This window comes from Butyricicoccus sp. AM27-36, from assembly GCF_003480945.1.
In the GTDB taxonomy this organism is placed as follows: domain Bacteria; phylum Bacillota; class Clostridia; order Oscillospirales; family Butyricicoccaceae; genus Agathobaculum; species Agathobaculum butyriciproducens.
In genome coordinates, this window is record NZ_QUJR01000005.1 from 155,665 (window position 1) to 171,495 (window position 15,831).

At 54.1% G+C, this 15,831-nt stretch carries 15 protein-coding genes; 7 read left to right on the forward strand and 8 right to left on the reverse strand.

Annotated elements, in window-relative coordinates; genetic code table 11:
- The first annotated feature begins 57 nt into the window (after positions 1 to 57).
- Both DW724_RS08620 and DW724_RS08625 read left to right on the forward strand, forming a co-directional pair.
- Positions 58 to 582, forward strand: coding sequence for an O-acetyl-ADP-ribose deacetylase (locus tag DW724_RS08620; RefSeq protein ID WP_117488070.1), 525 nt, complete (start codon positions 58 to 60; stop codon positions 580 to 582).
- Positions 575 to 1,573 (forward strand): helix-turn-helix transcriptional regulator, encoded by a 999-nt coding sequence (locus tag DW724_RS08625; protein ID WP_118729867.1) that lies wholly within the window; start codon positions 575 to 577, stop codon positions 1,571 to 1,573. The genes DW724_RS08620 and DW724_RS08625 overlap by 8 nt, the downstream gene beginning before the upstream one ends.
- A gap of 232 nt (positions 1,574 to 1,805) precedes the next feature.
- Here the strand turns inward: DW724_RS08625 and DW724_RS08630 are convergent, their stop codons facing one another.
- Genes DW724_RS08630 through metF form a run of 3 tightly spaced genes read right to left on the reverse strand, consistent with a single transcriptional unit; the run spans position 1,806 to position 5,682 of the window.
- On the reverse strand, positions 1,806 to 4,175 hold the full coding sequence (locus DW724_RS08630) for a homocysteine S-methyltransferase family protein (protein ID WP_118761202.1): 2,370 nt from the start codon (positions 4,173 to 4,175) through the stop codon (positions 1,806 to 1,808).
- 5 nt (positions 4,176 to 4,180) lie between these two features.
- Positions 4,181 to 4,825 carry a vitamin B12 dependent-methionine synthase activation domain-containing protein gene (locus DW724_RS08635; protein ID WP_118761203.1) on the reverse strand — a complete coding sequence of 215 codons (645 nt, stop codon included), beginning with the start codon at positions 4,823 to 4,825 and terminating at the stop codon, positions 4,181 to 4,183.
- The gene (gene metF / locus DW724_RS08640) at positions 4,822 to 5,682 is read right to left on the reverse strand and encodes a methylenetetrahydrofolate reductase [NAD(P)H] (protein WP_118359370.1); all 861 of its coding nucleotides are present in this window, start codon (positions 5,680 to 5,682) and stop codon (positions 4,822 to 4,824) included. Before metF ends, DW724_RS08635 begins: the two co-directional genes overlap by 4 nt.
- 178 nt (positions 5,683 to 5,860) lie before the next feature.
- Here metF and DW724_RS08645 point away from each other — a divergent pair, with 178 nt between their 5' ends.
- Positions 5,861 to 6,754 carry a radical SAM protein gene (locus tag DW724_RS08645; RefSeq protein ID WP_202183522.1) on the forward strand — a complete coding sequence of 298 codons (894 nt, stop codon included), beginning with the start codon at positions 5,861 to 5,863 and terminating at the stop codon, positions 6,752 to 6,754.
- Between the two features lies 1 nt (position 6,755).
- Complete coding sequence (gene thiD / locus DW724_RS08650) at positions 6,756 to 7,553, forward strand: bifunctional hydroxymethylpyrimidine kinase/phosphomethylpyrimidine kinase (RefSeq protein ID WP_118761205.1); 798 nt, start codon at positions 6,756 to 6,758, stop codon at positions 7,551 to 7,553.
- 235 nt (positions 7,554 to 7,788) lie between these two features.
- Here the strand turns inward: thiD and hydF are convergent, their stop codons facing one another.
- The 4 genes from hydF to DW724_RS08670 all read right to left on the reverse strand — a co-directional run bounded on the left by hydF (position 7,789) and on the right by DW724_RS08670 (position 11,837).
- Positions 7,789 to 9,006, reverse strand: a complete 1,218-nt coding sequence (hydF, locus tag DW724_RS08655; protein ID WP_118761206.1) for a [FeFe] hydrogenase H-cluster maturation GTPase HydF — start codon at positions 9,004 to 9,006, stop codon at positions 7,789 to 7,791.
- A 12-nt stretch (positions 9,007 to 9,018) separates the two neighbouring features.
- Positions 9,019 to 10,467 (reverse strand): [FeFe] hydrogenase H-cluster radical SAM maturase HydG, encoded by a 1,449-nt coding sequence (gene hydG, locus DW724_RS08660; protein WP_118761207.1) that lies wholly within the window; start codon positions 10,465 to 10,467, stop codon positions 9,019 to 9,021.
- 73 nt (positions 10,468 to 10,540) lie between these two features.
- The gene (gene hydE, locus DW724_RS08665) at positions 10,541 to 11,587 is read right to left on the reverse strand and encodes a [FeFe] hydrogenase H-cluster radical SAM maturase HydE (protein ID WP_118761208.1); all 1,047 of its coding nucleotides are present in this window, start codon (positions 11,585 to 11,587) and stop codon (positions 10,541 to 10,543) included.
- On the reverse strand, positions 11,580 to 11,837 hold the full coding sequence (locus DW724_RS08670; protein WP_110436788.1) for a TM1266 family iron-only hydrogenase system putative regulator: 258 nt from the start codon (positions 11,835 to 11,837) through the stop codon (positions 11,580 to 11,582). The genes hydE and DW724_RS08670 overlap by 8 nt, the downstream gene beginning before the upstream one ends.
- Positions 11,838 to 12,263: 426 nt before the next feature.
- Here DW724_RS08670 and nrdD point away from each other — a divergent pair, with 426 nt between their 5' ends.
- From nrdD to DW724_RS08685, 3 genes are read left to right on the forward strand one after another with little or no spacing between them, the layout of a single operon-like run.
- Positions 12,264 to 14,384 carry an anaerobic ribonucleoside-triphosphate reductase gene (nrdD, locus tag DW724_RS08675; protein WP_118480065.1) on the forward strand — a complete coding sequence of 707 codons (2,121 nt, stop codon included), beginning with the start codon at positions 12,264 to 12,266 and terminating at the stop codon, positions 14,382 to 14,384.
- A 5-nt stretch (positions 14,385 to 14,389) separates the two neighbouring features.
- Positions 14,390 to 14,884, forward strand: coding sequence for an anaerobic ribonucleoside-triphosphate reductase activating protein (gene nrdG / locus DW724_RS08680; protein ID WP_118761209.1), 495 nt, complete (start codon positions 14,390 to 14,392; stop codon positions 14,882 to 14,884).
- A gap of 16 nt (positions 14,885 to 14,900) precedes the next feature.
- Positions 14,901 to 15,416, forward strand: coding sequence for a deoxyuridine 5'-triphosphate nucleotidohydrolase (locus DW724_RS08685; protein WP_118285774.1), 516 nt, complete (start codon positions 14,901 to 14,903; stop codon positions 15,414 to 15,416).
- A 152-nt stretch (positions 15,417 to 15,568) separates the two neighbouring features.
- Here the strand turns inward: DW724_RS08685 and DW724_RS15600 are convergent, their stop codons facing one another.
- Positions 15,569 to 15,715 (reverse strand): hypothetical protein, encoded by a 147-nt coding sequence (locus DW724_RS15600; RefSeq protein ID WP_158557213.1) that lies wholly within the window; start codon positions 15,713 to 15,715, stop codon positions 15,569 to 15,571.
- Positions 15,716 to 15,831 lie beyond the last annotated feature (116 nt).

Here is a 15,831-nt window from a genome sequence, read left to right on the forward strand (position 1 = left end):
ATTTTCGGAAAAACAACGTATAATAAAGCCAACAACTTAATGGAAGGGGCATGGCTGATGAGCCGAATTTTTATTCAGCGCGGAGATATTACCCAATGCACGACAGATGCGATCGTAAACGCTGCCAACACGTCCCTGCTGGGCGGCGGCGGTGTGGACGGTGCCATTCATCGAGCGGCAGGACCGGAGCTGCTGGCGGAATGCCGTACGCTCGGCGGCTGTCGGACTGGCGAAGCCAAAGCAACACGAGCATATCGTCTGCCATGTCGGTATGTCATTCATACGCCGGGACCGATCTGGCGCGGTGGACATGCGGGTGAGGCGGTACTGCTGGCAGGCTGCTATCAAAACTGCCTGCGCATTGCATCTGAATTAAATTGCAAAACCGTGGCGTTTCCGTCCATCAGCACCGGTGTATATCGCTTTCCGCTGAATCGTGCCGCTGAAATCGCTATCCGTACGATTGAGGAATATCTTTCAACTCATGCAGAAATTGAGCAGGTAAGCATGATCTGCTTTGATGGAACCACGCTTTCGGCGTATCAAAACGCGCTTTCTGAATGGGAGGCTAACCATGTCTAAAAATCCGAATCAAAAGCTGAAGCTGCTGTATTTATACCAAATCCTGCTGCAGCGAACGGATGAGAACCATAAACTCACCACAGATGAACTGCGTGCGGCGCTCGAGCGCTGCGGCATTACCGCTGAGCGCAAAAGCATTTATTCGGACATCGAAGCACTCCAGAATTTTGGTCTGGATGTAATTTGTCAGAGAGGTACCGGCGGCGGCTATTACGTCGCGTCGCGCGAGTTTGAACTGCCCGAGCTCAAGCTGCTCGTGGATGCAATTCAGTGCTCCCGCTTTATCACCGAGAAAAAATCCAACGAGCTCATCGGCAAAATCGAGCACCTCACCAGTGACCATGAAGCACATACGCTCCAGCGTCAGGTGTATGTTTCCGAACGTGTGAAAACGCTTAATGAGCAGATTTACTACAATATTGATGCGCTGCATGCGGCCATATCCAACGATGTCCAGATTACGTTTCGCTATTTCAACTGGGTGCTGAATTTCTCTGCCAGTCCGCGCATTCAAAAGCAGTACCGCCGAGATGGTGCGCGCTACCGCGTCAGTCCGTGGGCACTGACGTGGGACAATGAAAATTACTATCTGATTGCCTTCGATCACGATGCCGGTGAAATCCGCCACTACCGCGTAGATAAGATGGATTCACTTGTGCAGACCGACCTGCCTCGTGAGGGTAAGCAACTGTTCGACGATCGGTTTGACGCGGCAGCCTACTCCCGCAAGGTATTCGGCATGTTCTCCGGCGAGGAGAAAACCGTGAAGCTGAAATGCCTGAACCGCTTTATCGGTGTCATGCTCGACCGCTTCGGCAGCAGTCTGCGTCTGTTTCCGGCGGATAACGAACATTTTTATCTGGATGTGGATGTTGTCGTCAGTCCGCAGTTTTTTTCCTGGGTGTTCAGTCTGGAAGGCGATGTGCGCATTGTAAACCCGCCGGAGGTCTGCGAAGCGTTTGAAAAGCAGATTCACAAATTCATAGACTAAGTACCGTTTAACGTACTTTCCTTTTGTTATACTATGTACAACAAAAGGAAAGGGGATGCGCAAGATGAACTGCACTCTCGAATATGTAAACGGACACATTGAAGTATATGACGGAACCGGCGCGTTTCTTTTCTCTGCCGACACCAAACAGGAGGCGCTTGAAGAACTCGAAGACGCCGCTTAATTTCATAAAAAAGAGACTGTATCGGTGATACAGTCTCTTTTTCTTATCTTATACGCCAAATACGGAATCCGCATAATGCACGGTTGCCATAGCGTCCTTCGCGTAGCAGTCCGCGCCGATGGAATCTGCGTATTCCTGCGTGAGCACGGCACCGCCGACAACGACCTTGGTGCCTGGCTTTTTCTCACGCAGCTGTTTAATGGTCTCTTCCATGCTGACAACCGTTGTCGTCATCAGCGCACTCAGGCCGACCACAGGAACATCTTCCTTGATAGCGGTATCAACGATCACCTCGGGCGGAACGTCCTTGCCGAGGTCGAGCACCTGATAGGCGTAGTTTTCCAGCAGAACCTTGACAATATTCTTGCCGATATCGTGAATATCTCCCTTGACGGTCGCAAGAATAATTTTGCCCTTGATCTGCTGGCTCTCACCCTTCATCGCGTCCTTTACGACCTCAAAAGCCGCTTTGGCCGCTTCTGCGCTCATGAGCAGCTGCGGCAGGAATACGGTGCCCTTCTCGAAACCCTTGCCGACGCGGTCCAGCGCCGGAATCAGCTCATTATTGACGACCTCGAGCGGTGGAACCGTCTGCAGCATTTCCTTTGCCGCGTCGATAGCGCGCTCGCGCAGGCCGCGTTCAATGCTCTCCGCAAGCGGCATCGCCGTGCCGCCTGCTGCCGCAGGAGCCGCTGTCGGCTGGTTGCCGTAGGCCGCAATGTAGCCTGCGCACTGCTCATCCAGATTGGCCAGCGCCAGATAGGAACGGTACGACCTCATCATCGCCTCGTTATTCGGGTTGATGATCGCGCAGGACAGACCGCTCTGCATCGCCATCGTGAAGAAGTTCGAGTTGACAATCTCACGCTGCGGCAGACCGAACGAAATGTTCGATACGCCGAGAATGGAGTGACCGTGCAGCTCATCGCGAATGCGGCGCAGCGTTTCGAGCGTTACGAGAGCCGAACCGCTGTCCGACGAAATGGTCATCGCCAGACCGTCAATCACGATATCCTCATGCGGAATACCGTATTTCTCCGCTGTATCGTAAATCTTCTTTGCAATCCGGATGCGGCCCTCTGCCGTGGACGGAATGCCGTTTTCATCCAGTGCCAGACCAACAACAACACCGCCGTACTTACGTACAAGTGGGAACACAGCTTCCATGCTCTCCATCTTGCCGCTGACCGAGTTGATCATCGGCTTGCCGTTGTACAGGCGCATGCCGCGCTCCATTGCGGTGGTATCCGAGGTGTCAATCTGCAGCGGCAGCGCAATAACACTCTGCAGACGCGTAACAACGCGCTCCATCATCACGGGTTCGTCGATTTCAGGCAGACCGACGTTGACATCAAGGATATGTGCGCCGCTGTCCTCCTGCGCCATGCCTTCACCGAGGATGTACTCGATGTTATTCTCGCGCAGAGCTGCCTTGAATTTGCTTTTACCGGTCGGGTTGATACGCTCGCCGATGATAACCGGCTTCGGCCCGATCTCCACGGCTTGCGAGAACGAGGAGACCACCGTGCGGCGCTTGACTACCGGCGGTCGGAACGGTACTTTGCGGCACTTTTCGATGGTCAGCCGCAGATGCTCCGGTGTAGTGCCGCAGCAGCCGCCAAGTGCCTGTACGCCCATGCCTGCGATTTCTTCCATCAGGTCGGAGAACTCGGCAGGCGCGATATCGAATACCGTCTTGCCGTTTTCGCTGCGCGGCAGACCGGCATTCGGGTTGACGATGATCGGCAGTGAACTTATCTGCGTCAGTCGTTCGATGATCGGATGCATCTGCTTCGGTCCCAGACCGCAGTTAACGCCGAGCGCGTCTACGCGCAAACCCTCGAGCATGGCAACCGTGGAATCCACCGTGCCGCCGGTCAGCAGCTTGCCTTTTTCGTCGAAAATCAGCGTTACGAGCACCGGCAGATCGCAGTTTTCCTTGGCAGCCAACACGGCCGCCTTAGCCTCGTAGCTGTCGCTCATGGTCTCAATGAGCACGAGGTCCGCACCGGCTTTCGCGCCGATACGGATGGTTTCGCCGAACAGCTCGACCGCACGCTCGAACGGCAGATCGCCCATCGGCTGCAGCAGCTTGCCAGTCGGGCCGATGTCAAGCGCAATATAGGCATCCTCTCGGCCTGCCTGCTGACGCGCGGTTTTTGCATGCGAAACTGCAGCTTGTACGATTTCCTGCAGGTTATCCGGATATTTGAGGGCATTTGCACCGAAAGTGTTGGTGTTTACCACATCACAGCCGGCTTCAAAGTAGCTGCGGTTCAGCGCAATAATCTCATCCGGATGGGACAGGTTCCATGTTTCCGGCAGTTCACCGGCTTTTAAGCCGTGCTCTTGCAGGATGGTGCCCATGCCGCCATCGAAAAATATCCATTCTTTTCCCAGTCGTTCGGTCAGTTTCATTCTTTTCATCTCCTGTAAGCGCAATCCGTCTTGCCGCATTCCTCACAGTCCTTGCGGTGACACGGCTGCGGTGTTTCAGACAGACCGATTACCGCCGTTACCGACTTGATAGGTGCCAGAAGACAGCTTTCAGTCACGGTCAAGCCAATCTTGCGCGGCGTATCCAGCAGGCGGCTGAAATCCCGCTGGTGTGCGATCGGAAAGTCGCCGTAGCCGGGGCTGAATCGCGGCCGACAGTACATGCCGCGCTGAGCGGCTTCCTGCCGGATGCATTCGTTGACCTCATCGCAATAGGTCTCGACCATGGCCGCTGCCGCCGCCTGATAGATCACCGCGTCGCTCATCCGGACTGCAGACGCGCGGGCAATCAGGCGATCCGGTCCGATGCCGAGCGTTGCTGCCATCAGACAGACCTCGCTGCAACCCTGCAGATTACGTGCCAGATTTTTGCTGTGAATTTGTACATCTGCGATCTCGAGCGTTTGCGCGTCAATATGCTGCAGCGGAAACACACGGTAGATCGACTTGGGTTCCGCCGCCTGCTGCAGTGCTTCACCGCATCGTGTCAGGCTGGCCTGCACTGCCTCATCCGGCTGCGTGCCGTGATAGCCCATGTAGCGAATGGCTTCCGATCTATCCAGTTCAATCACTTGAGAATCTCCGACAGGCTGGACTGAATGCCTGCGGCAATTTCCGGCTTGTTCATCGAGTAAACATGGATATGGTTGACGCCGTTTGCAATCAGGTCGATGATCTGCTCGGTCGCGTAGATAACGCCTGCCTGCTTCATAGCCGCCGGATTGTCACCGAAACGGTCAACGATGGCCTTGAAGCGTTCGGGCAGGTAGGTGCCGGACATGGAAGTGATACGCTTGATCTGCTTGACATTCGTCACCGGCATAATGCCTGCAACAACCGGAACCGTAATGCCCTTTTCTCGGATACGGTACAGGAAGTTGTACATGATGTTGTTATCAAAGAACATCTGCGTAGTCAGAAACTCACAGCCTGCGTCTACTTTCTCCTTGAGGTGCAGAATATCCTCGGTTTTATTGGCTGCCTCAACGTGACCCTCCGGGTAGCAGGCGCCGCCGACGCAGAAATCGCCCTGCGACTTGATATCGCGTACCAGCTCAGCGGCATAGTGGTAGTCAGAATGCGGAGCACCGCCCTCCGGAATATCACCGCGCAGTGCAAGAATGTTCTCGATACCGGCATCCTTATACTTTTTTACCATCGCTGCAACGTGCTCACGGGTAGAGGAAACACAGGTCAGATGGGTCAGAACGGTAACATCATACTTCTTCTTGAGATCTGCCGCGATGTTGACAGTGTGTTCGCTCGTGCCGCCGCCTGCACCGTATGTAACGCTCATAAAGTCCGGACGCAATGCCGCAATTTCCTGCGTTGCGTGTGCGACAGACTCATAGCTGCTGTTGGTCTTGGGCGGGAATACCTCAAAAGAAAGGGTTACTTTGTCCTGATTCAAAAGTTGGGAAACCTTCATGTTGCATCTCCTATGTTTCTACTCGTATTTCTGTTTAATAAAAAAGACACGATTTTGATCCGCGTGAAAATTCTATACGTTCCAAAGCCGTAGTGTTTATTATATCACATTTCCCTACTTTATTTCCAGACAAAAATACGATATAATATAACGTATCGGAGGGATTATTTTGACCGATATGCTTAAGAACTGTCAGCTGTGTCCGCGCGCCTGCGGCGCAGACCGCACAAAGAGCCGCGGAGCCTGCGGTGCAGGCATCGAAATCGAAGCTGCACGCGCATCGCTTCATATGTGGGAGGAGCCGCCGATTTCGGGTACAAATGGCTCGGGCACGGTGTTTTTCTCTCATTGCTCGCTCGGCTGTGTGTTCTGCCAAAACCGCAAGATCAGCCGCAGAGAGGCCGAGGGACAGAACATTACGGCAGATGCGCTGGCGAAAACCTTTCTCTTTCTAGAGAAAAAAGGTGCGCATAACATCAACCTTGTTACCGGCGCCCATTATGTGCCGCAAATTATCGAAGCGCTGCAAATTGCCCGAAAACAGGGGCTTTCGCTTCCTGTTGTATACAATTCCAGCGGATATGAGCAGGTGGAAACGCTGCAGCTGCTCGATGGTCACATTGACATCTATCTGCCGGATTACAAGTATTACAGCAGCTACTATGCAGGTCTGTACTCGCATGCGGAGGATTACCGTGAGTTCGCCGTTCCGGCTATTGATGAAATGGTGCGCCAGACAGGTGCACCGCAGTTTGATAAAAATGGTCTGCTGAAGCGCGGCACCGTCATCCGGCATTTGATGCTGCCCGGACTGGCTGGCGACACCGCGCAGGTGCTTCGGGATATTGCCTCTCGATGGGGCGACAGCGTGCTTGTCAGCCTTATGCGGCAGTACACGCCATTTGATATGCAGGATTATCCCGAGCTTGACCGCACCATCACCGCAGAGGAGTATGCAGATGCCTGTACGCTGTTCGGTGAGCTTGGACTCGGCGGCTTTTTTCAGCAAGATGAATCCATCAGCGAGAGCTTTATTCCCGCCTTTGACGGCACAGGATTGGAGGAAAATTAACATGAAAACCGTTCTCAGCATTGCAGGCACCGACCCGACAGGCGGCGCAGGTATTCAGACCGACCTGAAAACCTTTGAAGCCTTCGGCGTGTATGGCATGGCCGTTATCACTATCGTGTGTGCACAAAATACCACTGGTGTATTCGGTATGCAGCCGGTTTCCGCTGAATTGGTTGGCAAACAGATTGACTGTGTGTTTGACGATATTTTCCCGGATGCCGTCAAGGTCGGCATGCTGTATGACGCAGAGATTATTCACACAGTAGCGGAGCGCTTGAAGGCGCACCACGCCAAGAATATCGTACTCGACCCGGTAATGATGTCCTCAAGCGGTACCGCGCTGCTGTATCACGATGCGGCAAAGGTTCTGCAGGAGGAGCTGTTCCCGCTGTGCACCTTGGTAACGCCTAATCTGCATGAGGCAGCTGCTGTCTGCAGCCATAACATCACCAATCGTGAAGATATGGAGCAGGCAGCACGCGAAATCGTCGGCAAGACCGGCGGCGCCGTTCTGGTCAAGGGTGGTCATCTGGCAGACTGCGCAGATGATCTGCTGTTTGACGGCACAGAAATGCACTGGCTTCCCGCGCCGCGTATTGACAACCCGAACACGCACGGTACCGGCTGCACGCTATCCAGTGCAATCGCATGCGGACTGGCACAGGGCGTGTCGCTCATCGGCAGCGTCAAGCGGGCCAAGCGGTATCTGACCGCCTGCATTGACTTCAAGCTGGCTCTTGGTCACGGTTCCGGTCCGCTGCAGCACCGCATTGCGAATTGGGAGAACCGGCATGCGTGAACTGCGGCACATTCTCGGTGCAGATCAAGCATTTCAATCTTTCAAAATGTAATCAGAAAAAAGTGCAAAGAATACCGGAGCGAAAGGCCGAAAAAGGCTTCTTGCCCCTGCGCTCATTTACGCTGCATCGTTTTTATTTCACACCTTAATCTAAACAAAAAGGCGAGTAAGCAACCCCTTTCAGGGAAACTTACTCGCCTTTTCTTGCGCGCTGTTTTGCAGTGCGCCCTATGTTTTATCCGTTTGCGGTGCTGCTCCATGCCTGATGCAGATCGGGGAACGGAGCAAGTGCACGATCGAGAATGCCGTGCATATGCGCGATGGCAATTCCATAGTTGGTCATCGGCACATTCCGCTCGGCGCTGTGCCGCAGACGATACTGCATTTCCCGCTCGTTCAGCATACAGCCGCCGCAGTGCACGACAAGCGCGTACTTGCTCACGTCCTCGGGAAACTCATTGCCCGCGGTAAATGAGAACTGCACATCCTTGCCGGTAAACCTGCGAATCCAGTTCGGCAGTTTTTCCGTGCCGATATCACCGCACTGGCGGTGATGCGTGCAGCCTTCGGAGATGAGCACAGTATCGCCATCCTGCAAGAAATTCAGCTGTGCAGCACCGAGAATCGCCTGCCGCAGATTGCCTTTGTATCGGGCAAACAGGATGGAGAACGAGGTCAGAAGAACATTTTTCGGCACCAGCTTGTCCACAATGCCGAACGCCTGCGAGTCCGTGATAACCAGCTGCGGCGGCTCCCGCAGGGATTCCAGCGTGCGGGTCAACTCGGTTTCGCGGGTGACAAGTGAAATCGCACCTGCTTCCAGAATATCGCGGATGGTCTGCTGCTGCGGCAGGATCAGCCGGCCTTTCGGTGCGGCTGAGTCGATCGGCACGACCAGTACGACTGTGTCATTCGGCGCAAGCAGGTCAGCTACCAGACGTTTTTTCGGCTCGGTCGGCTTGACGGCTCGTGCGATCAGTTCCTTGAGTTCACGGATATTGCTGTCGGCTGCTGCGCTGACGTAAATCTCGTTTTCCGGTACAGCAGTCGGTGCGGATGTCAAATCTGTCTTGTTATGTGCAATTATAAACGGAATCTCCCGCTTGCGGAACAATTCGAGCAGTTCCTGCTCTGCAGGCTGCAAACCACGCGTGCTGTCCGTGACAAGAACCGCAATATCCGTCTTTCCCAGCACGCGCAGTGCCCGGCGGACACGCTCCGCGCCGAGCGCGCCCTCATCGTCAATGCCCGGTGTGTCGATGATAACCACCGGACCGATAGGGAGCAATTCCATCGCCTTCTGCACCGGATCTGTGGTTGTGCCCTTGACATCGGAAACAATGGACAGTGTTTGTCCGGTCACGCGGTTTACCACGCTGGATTTACCCGCATTGCGCAGACCGAAAAAGCCGATGTGTACGCGCTCGCCGGAGGGCTGTGCGTTCAGTCCCATAGGAAACCCTCCTTAGAAGCGGAAATCACGGCGGTTGGAGCTGCAGATATCCTTGATATGCTCGGCTGCAATTTCGCGTACCTTATCGCGCGGGATTTTTTTAAGTTCCTCCCGAATCAGCTCCATGCCGACTCGCCTGGTGTCCTCGCTGGCGTAATCAACCAGATACTCGGCAAGCGTCATCAATGCGTTCGGGTGGCAGCAGTTGAGAATCTGACCGCTCTTGCACAGACTCATAAAACGGTCACCGGTGCGCCCCTCGCGGTAGCAGGCGGTGCAGAACGACGGAATAAACCCAAGCTGCATGAGCCAGTGAACAACCTCATCGAGCGAGCGCTGATCGGATACATCAAACTGCTCAGAGTCGTGCGGACGCTCCTCTTCCTCGTAGCCGCCGACCGAGGTACGGGAAGCACCGCTGATCTGCGAAATACCCAGACCAAGTGCCTTCTCACGCACCTGCTGGCTCTCGCGGGTGGAGATGATCATGCCGGTGTACGGCACGGCAATGCGAATGCACGCGATAACCTTTGCGAACAGCTCGTCGCTCAGGCCGTTGTCGAATACATCCGGGTCAATATCGTCCGCGCGCTTGATACGCGGCACGCTGATAGTATGCGGGCCAACGCCGTGTACAGCCTCCAGATGCTCGGCGTGCATGAGCAGACCGGCGAACTCGTACTTGTACATTTCCAGACCGAACAGAACACCCAGACCAACGTCGTCGATACCGCCGTCCATCGCGCGATCCATTGCTTCGGTGTGGTAGTCGTAATCGTGCTTCGGACCTGCCGGATGCAGCTTGAGGTAGCTCTGCTTGTGATAGGTCTCCTGGAACAGAATGTAAGTGCCGATGCCGGCGTCCTTCAGCTTGCGGTAGTTCTCGACTGTGGTCGCCGCAATGTTGACGTTGACACGTCGAATTGCACCGTTTTTATGCTTGATGGAGTAAATGGTGTTGATGCACTCGAGAATGTACTCGATCGGGTTGTTGACCGGGTCCTCACCGGCCTCGATGGCAAGGCGCTTGTGACCCATATCCTGCAGTGCGATAACCTCGCGGGCAACCTCTTCCTGCGTCAGCTTTTTGCGAGTGATATGGCGGTTTTTTGCGTGATACGGACAGTAAACGCAGCCGTTCACGCAGTAATTCGACAGATACAGCGGCGCAAACATAACAATACGGTTGCCGTAGAACGCCAGCTTGATCTCCTCGGCCAGCTGATACATCTGCTCGATCTTTTCGGGAATATCGCAGGCCAGCAGCACGGAGGCTTCGCGATGCGTCAGACCGGCACAGTGTACGCCGGTGGCGGTCTTCTGCGGACGGGCCTTTTCCAGAATGCTGTCAATCAGCTCGATGTTGTGCTTGTTCTCCTCGGCGTATTTCAGCGTTTCAAGGATTTCCTCATGGTTGATAAACTCCTCTGCATGGAGTGATTTCGGGTTGTACTGAGCCATTTTTTTCGTTTTCCTTTCTTATCTTGCGGTCAGAAGATTACTCTTTCCGTCAGAGTCCCTTAAAATGTATCACTTATCGGATAATATCTCCGCGTGCGGTAACAATCCGGCAGCCGACCGACGCCACACGGCGCGACAGGCAGCCGATGCACTGTGCAGCCTCCTCGCCGGTGCATAGTTTGCCGTCGTACAGTGCATATTTTTTTCGCACCCCAAGCGGAGACAGATTGGGCATCACTACGTTTGCACCAGCCTGTAGTCCGCGCTCGCGGCCGTCCGGTCGGATGGTGCCGAGCGCCGTTGTGGCGGGCAGCAGCAAATTCGGCTGGATCAGCCGCAGCAGTGACAGCAGATACACCGTCTGCTCGCACGTTCCTGCCGGAAAATCGCGGAACGGTGTGTCTTTCTGCGGAATAAACGGGCCGATACCGCACATCTCCGGCCGAAATTCTTCGATGAACTTTAAGTCCTCAGCGAGTGTCCGCGCCGTCTGATACGGCGAGCCGACCATAAAGCCACAGCCGGTCTGGTAGCCGATGTCCTTCAAATCGTGCAGGCAGCGCATACGGTTGTCGAACAACATGGAGGACGGATGCAGCTTTTCATAATGCGCCTTATCGGCGGTTTCGTGACGGAGCAGATAACGGTCCGCGCCTGCGTCGAACATCGCCTGATAGGCTTCACGAGGGAACTCTCCGAGCGACAGCGTTACTGCACAGTCCGGAAACTCGGCTTTGATCTGTCGTACCAGATGGCAAACCACATCGACTGAGAATGCGCTGTCCTCGCCGCCCTGCATGACAAAAGTGCGGAAGCCGAGCGCATAACCTTCCCGGGCACAGTCCAGTATCTGCGCCTCGGTCAGTCGATAGCGGTCACACGCAGGATTGGAACGCCGGATACCGCAGTAATAGCAGTCGTTGCGGCAGATATTGCCGATTTCGATCAGTCCGCGAATGTACACATCCGTACCGTATACCTGCTTTCGTAAGGCAAACGCTTTCTCTGCGGCATAGGCTGCCAGTTCATCGCTCTGGTTTTCGATTAGATATTCGTATTCCTCTATTGACAGGCTGTGCTGCGCTTCCAGCCGGTCAATGAGCTGCTTCTCCTTATTCATCGCTCTGCACATTGGAGTACGCGGTCTTGACGCTGATGCCGTCCAGATTGCCGATTTTGCCGGACAAAGCTGAAATCACATCCTGCGGCGCATCAATGGCGATGGACACAATGTTGATATTGCGCGCTCGATAGGGAATACCCATGCGCCCGATGATATAGCTGCCGTACTCATGCAGCAGGGTATTGAGCCGTTCCACAGAATCCGTGTTCTCTACCACGATTCCCATGACGGCAACTCTTGTTTGCATAAAAACACCTCGGAATAAAAAATAACTGCGTCCTCTGAAAGACGCAGTCCGATACAGATATAAACGGCGCTTCCGTGCAAGAAACGCTGCAATACGATATGGACGGCTCCTTTCATGCAGAATCTGCGGACGCAGAGGCTTACTGTCAGGATCGCTACATCTATTATAGAGGATAGTCGGCAGACCCGCAAGCAAAACCGACGATTTTGTGCAAAGAATTATTTTCGCAAAAATATGTATGATATTTTTGTCGAATTTTATCCTTCCAAATCTATATCTTGTATGGTACAATGCAATAGCGGCACATGATATATGGGTATGCACTTTTACGCTTTGCCTGTAAACAGCAGTGCTTTTTTGTTCGCTTTTTATCGGACAATATGATATAATGATGAACGTATGAAATTTAGAGAGGAAGAACAACACATGGTTCGAGTTGTCAAAAAGGATCACACCAAAGAACCGTTTAACATCCAGAAGGTTGTTATCGCCGTCAATAAGTCGGCAAACCGTGTCCTCTACAACTTTACAGAGGATGAGTTGAAGTCGATCTGCAATCATGTCGAGGGTTATATCCGTGACCATCACATGACCGAGATTCAGATCTGGCAAATGCACAACATCGTTGAGTCTGCACTTGAGTCGGTGCAGCCGGAGGTTGCCAAAAGCTACCGCGACTACCGCAACTATAAGCAGGATTTTGTCGGCATGCTGGACAGCGTATACCAGAAAAGCCAGTCTATCATGTATATCGGCGATAAGGAAAATTCCAACACGGATTCTGCGCTGGTCTCCACTAAGCGCAGCCTGATCTTCAATCAGCTCAACAAGGAGCTGTACCAGAAGTTCTTTATGAACACCGAGGAACTGCAGGCCTGTCGGGACGGCTACATTTACGTCCACGATATGTCGGCACGCCGCGATACCATGAACTGCTGCCTGTTTGATGTAGCGAGTGTCCTCAAGGACGGCTTTGAGATGGGCAATCTGTGGTACAACGAGCCAAAAACACTTAATGTTGCATTTGACGTGATCGGTGATATCGTGCTTTCCGCTGCAAGCCAGCAGTACGGCGGCTTTACCGTGCCGTCGGTCGATCTGCTGCTCGAGCCGTATGCCGAGCGCAGCTACAAAATGCTGACCGAGAAGTATACTCGTCTGGGACTGGATGCTGACACGGTCGAGAAGGAAGTTATGGCAGACATTCTCAACGACTTTGAGCAGGGCTTTCAGGGCTGGGAGTACAAGTTCAACACGGTAGCATCCAGCCGCGGCGACTATCCGTTCATCACCATGACAATGGGAACCGGCACCGGTCGTTTTGCCAAGCTGGCCTCCATTACCATGCTGAATGTACGCCGCAAGGGGCAGGGCAAAAAAGGCCAGAAAAAGCCGGTCCTGTTCCCGAAGATCGTATTCCTGTACGATGAGAACCTGCACGGTCCCGGCAAGCTGCTTGAGGATGTATTTGAAGCCGGTATCCTGTGCTCGTCCCGTGCGATGTATCCGGACTGGCTGTCGCTGACCGGTGAAGGCTATGTGCCGAGCATGTATAAGAAGTACGGCGCGATCATCAGTCCGATGGGCTGCCGCGCGTTCCTGTCTCCGTGGTACGAGCGCGGAGGCATGAAGCCCGCTGATGAGAGCGACAAGCCGGTATTTGTTGGCCGTTGGAACATTGGCGCGGTATCGCTGCACCTGCCGATGATCTATGCCAAGGCACAGCAGGAGAGCCGTCCGTTCCGCGAGGTGCTGGACTACTATCTGGAGCTTATCCGCAAGCTGCATATCCGCACCTATGCGTACCTGGGGGAGATGCGTGCATCTACCAATCCGCTGGCGTACTGCGAGGGCGGCTTCTACGGCGGACATCTCAAGCCGTCGGACAAGATCAAGCCGATCATGAAAACCGCTACCGCATCGTTCGGCATTACTGCACTCAACGAGCTGCAGGAGCTGTATAACGGCAAATCGCTTGCCGAGGACGGTCAGTTTGCCCTCGAAACACTGCAGTATATCAACGATAAAGTCGAGCAGTTCAAGAACGAGGACGGCAATTTGTATGCTATCTACGGTACACCGGCAGAGAGTCTGTGCGGTTTGCAGGTCGAGCAGTTCCGCAAGAAATACGGCATCATCGAGGGTGTTTCCGATCGTCCGTATGTCTCCAACAGCTTCCACTGCCACGTTACCGAGGACCTGACACCGATTCAGAAGCAGGATCTTGAGGGTCGTTTCTGGAATCTGTGCAACGGCGGCAAGATCCAGTACGTCAAGTACCCGATTGACTACAACCATGAGGCAATTCGCTCTCTGGTGCGCCGCGCCATGGCAAAGGGCTTCTATGAGGGTGTCAATCTTTCACTCGCGTACTGCGATGACTGCGGTCATGAGGAGCTGTCCATGGATGTCTGCCCGAAGTGCGGCAGCCGCAACCTTACCAAAATCGAGAGAATGAACGGCTATCTTTCCTACTCTCGCGTGAAGGGCGATACGCGCCTGAACGATGCCAAGATGGCCGAAATTGCTGAAAGAAAGAGTATGTAACACGAATGCAGTATCACAATATAACCAAGGACGATATGCTCAACGGCGATGGCCTGCGTGTTGTGCTGTGGGTGGCCGGCTGCGGACACGCCTGTCCCGGCTGTCACAACCCCATCACATGGGACGCGGAAGGCGGTCTGCTGTTTGATCAGGCCGCAAAGGACGAGCTGTTCACCGAGCTCGGCAAGGACTATATCTCCGGCATCACGTTTTCCGGCGGCGATCCGCTTTTCCCCGGCAACCGTGAGGAGGTCAGCGAGCTGTGCCGCGAGATTCGGCAGAAGTTTCCGGACAAGACCATATGGCTGTACACCGGCTATCGCTGGGAGGAAATCAAGTGGCTGCCGTTTCTCGATCAGATTGACGTGCTGATCGACGGTCGTTTTGTACAGGCGCAGGCCGATCCGCAGCTTCACTGGCGCGGCAGTGCCAACCAGCGCGTGATCGATGTTCCGCGCACGCTTGCGGCTAACAGTATCGTCCTGCATGACGATAAGTAAAAAGGAGTGCTGAATTATGCAACAGATCGCACAGTTTTTCAAGGTATCCGAGGAACAGTTTGTCCGTGACTGGTGCGCGGCTACCCGCCGCAGCGCGGATGAGGCCAAGAAGGTCTATCAGAACATCCGGCTGCCGCGCCGCGCGACCAAAGGCTCTGCCGGCTATGATTTTTTTGCGCCGGAAAGCTTTACGCTTGTTCCGCATGAGACCATCCTTATTCCGACCGGTATCCGCGTTATGATCGAGGACGGTTGGGTGCTGAGCCTGTACCCGCGTTCCGGTCTGGGCTTCCGTCACCGTCTGCAGCTCGACAATACGGTCGGTATTATCGACAGCGACTACTTTGAGGCTAAAAATGAAGGACATATTCTCATTAAGATGACCAGCGACGATCACAAGGGCAAGACCCTTTCGGTTGCCGCCGGCGACGGCTTTGCACAAGGTATTTTCCTGCCGTTCGGTATTACCGTGGACGATGAGGCTGACGGTGAACGCACCGGCGGCTTCGGTAGCACGACTGAAAAGAAGTAACGATTTCATAAACAGCCAAAAGCGCATTCACAGAGATTTATCTGCGAATGCGCTTTTTCTTATGCCCTGTTTACATGAAACAGGCAGCACAGGATCCCGCGTAAGCACTTGGGACTTTTCCATACAACAACCTTCATATGCCTTACCCTCCTTCAGCACTGCAGCAGGAACAGCCCTGCCGCGATCACTGCCAGTGCAATCAGCCACACCGGCAGACAGGATGGGAGCAGACTGCCCAGCAGCAAGCCTGTTCCAAACATAAATACGGCAAGGCCGATTGCCTGACCACGGCAGAACATAGCGCATCACGCTCCTGTTACCAGTATAAGCAGCTCGGATAAAAAATGTGACAGCAAAGCGAAACCGATCTGCTCATATTTTACGCAAGCGCTTCATATGGTAATGCAGGAGCAGC

Excerpts from the sequence above, each read along its gene's own strand:
- DW724_RS08625 (WP_118729867.1), top strand. The coding sequence starts at position 575 with ATGTCTAAAAATCCGAATCAAAAGCTGAAGCTGCTGTATTTATACCAA.
- DW724_RS08645 (WP_202183522.1), top strand. The coding sequence starts at position 5,861 with ATGCTTAAGAACTGTCAGCTGTGTCCGCGCGCCTGCGGCGCAGACCGC.
- hydE (WP_118761208.1), bottom strand. The coding sequence starts at position 11,587 with ATGAATAAGGAGAAGCAGCTCATTGACCGGCTGGAAGCGCAGCACAGC.
- hydG (WP_118761207.1), bottom strand. The coding sequence starts at position 10,467 with ATGGCTCAGTACAACCCGAAATCACTCCATGCAGAGGAGTTTATCAAC.
- DW724_RS15600 (WP_158557213.1), bottom strand. The coding sequence starts at position 15,715 with ATGTTCTGCCGTGGTCAGGCAATCGGCCTTGCCGTATTTATGTTTGGA.
- DW724_RS08630 (WP_118761202.1), bottom strand. The coding sequence starts at position 4,175 with ATGAAACTGACCGAACGACTGGGAAAAGAATGGATATTTTTCGATGGC.
- nrdD (WP_118480065.1), top strand. The coding sequence starts at position 12,264 with ATGGTTCGAGTTGTCAAAAAGGATCACACCAAAGAACCGTTTAACATC.
- metF (WP_118359370.1), bottom strand. The coding sequence starts at position 5,682 with ATGAAGGTTTCCCAACTTTTGAATCAGGACAAAGTAACCCTTTCTTTT.
- nrdG (WP_118761209.1), top strand. The coding sequence starts at position 14,390 with ATGCAGTATCACAATATAACCAAGGACGATATGCTCAACGGCGATGGC.
- thiD (WP_118761205.1), top strand. The coding sequence starts at position 6,756 with ATGAAAACCGTTCTCAGCATTGCAGGCACCGACCCGACAGGCGGCGCA.
- DW724_RS08620 (WP_117488070.1), top strand. The coding sequence starts at position 58 with ATGAGCCGAATTTTTATTCAGCGCGGAGATATTACCCAATGCACGACA.
- hydF (WP_118761206.1), bottom strand. The coding sequence starts at position 9,006 with ATGGGACTGAACGCACAGCCCTCCGGCGAGCGCGTACACATCGGCTTT.
- DW724_RS08670 (WP_110436788.1), bottom strand. The coding sequence starts at position 11,837 with ATGCAAACAAGAGTTGCCGTCATGGGAATCGTGGTAGAGAACACGGAT.
- DW724_RS08685 (WP_118285774.1), top strand. The coding sequence starts at position 14,901 with ATGCAACAGATCGCACAGTTTTTCAAGGTATCCGAGGAACAGTTTGTC.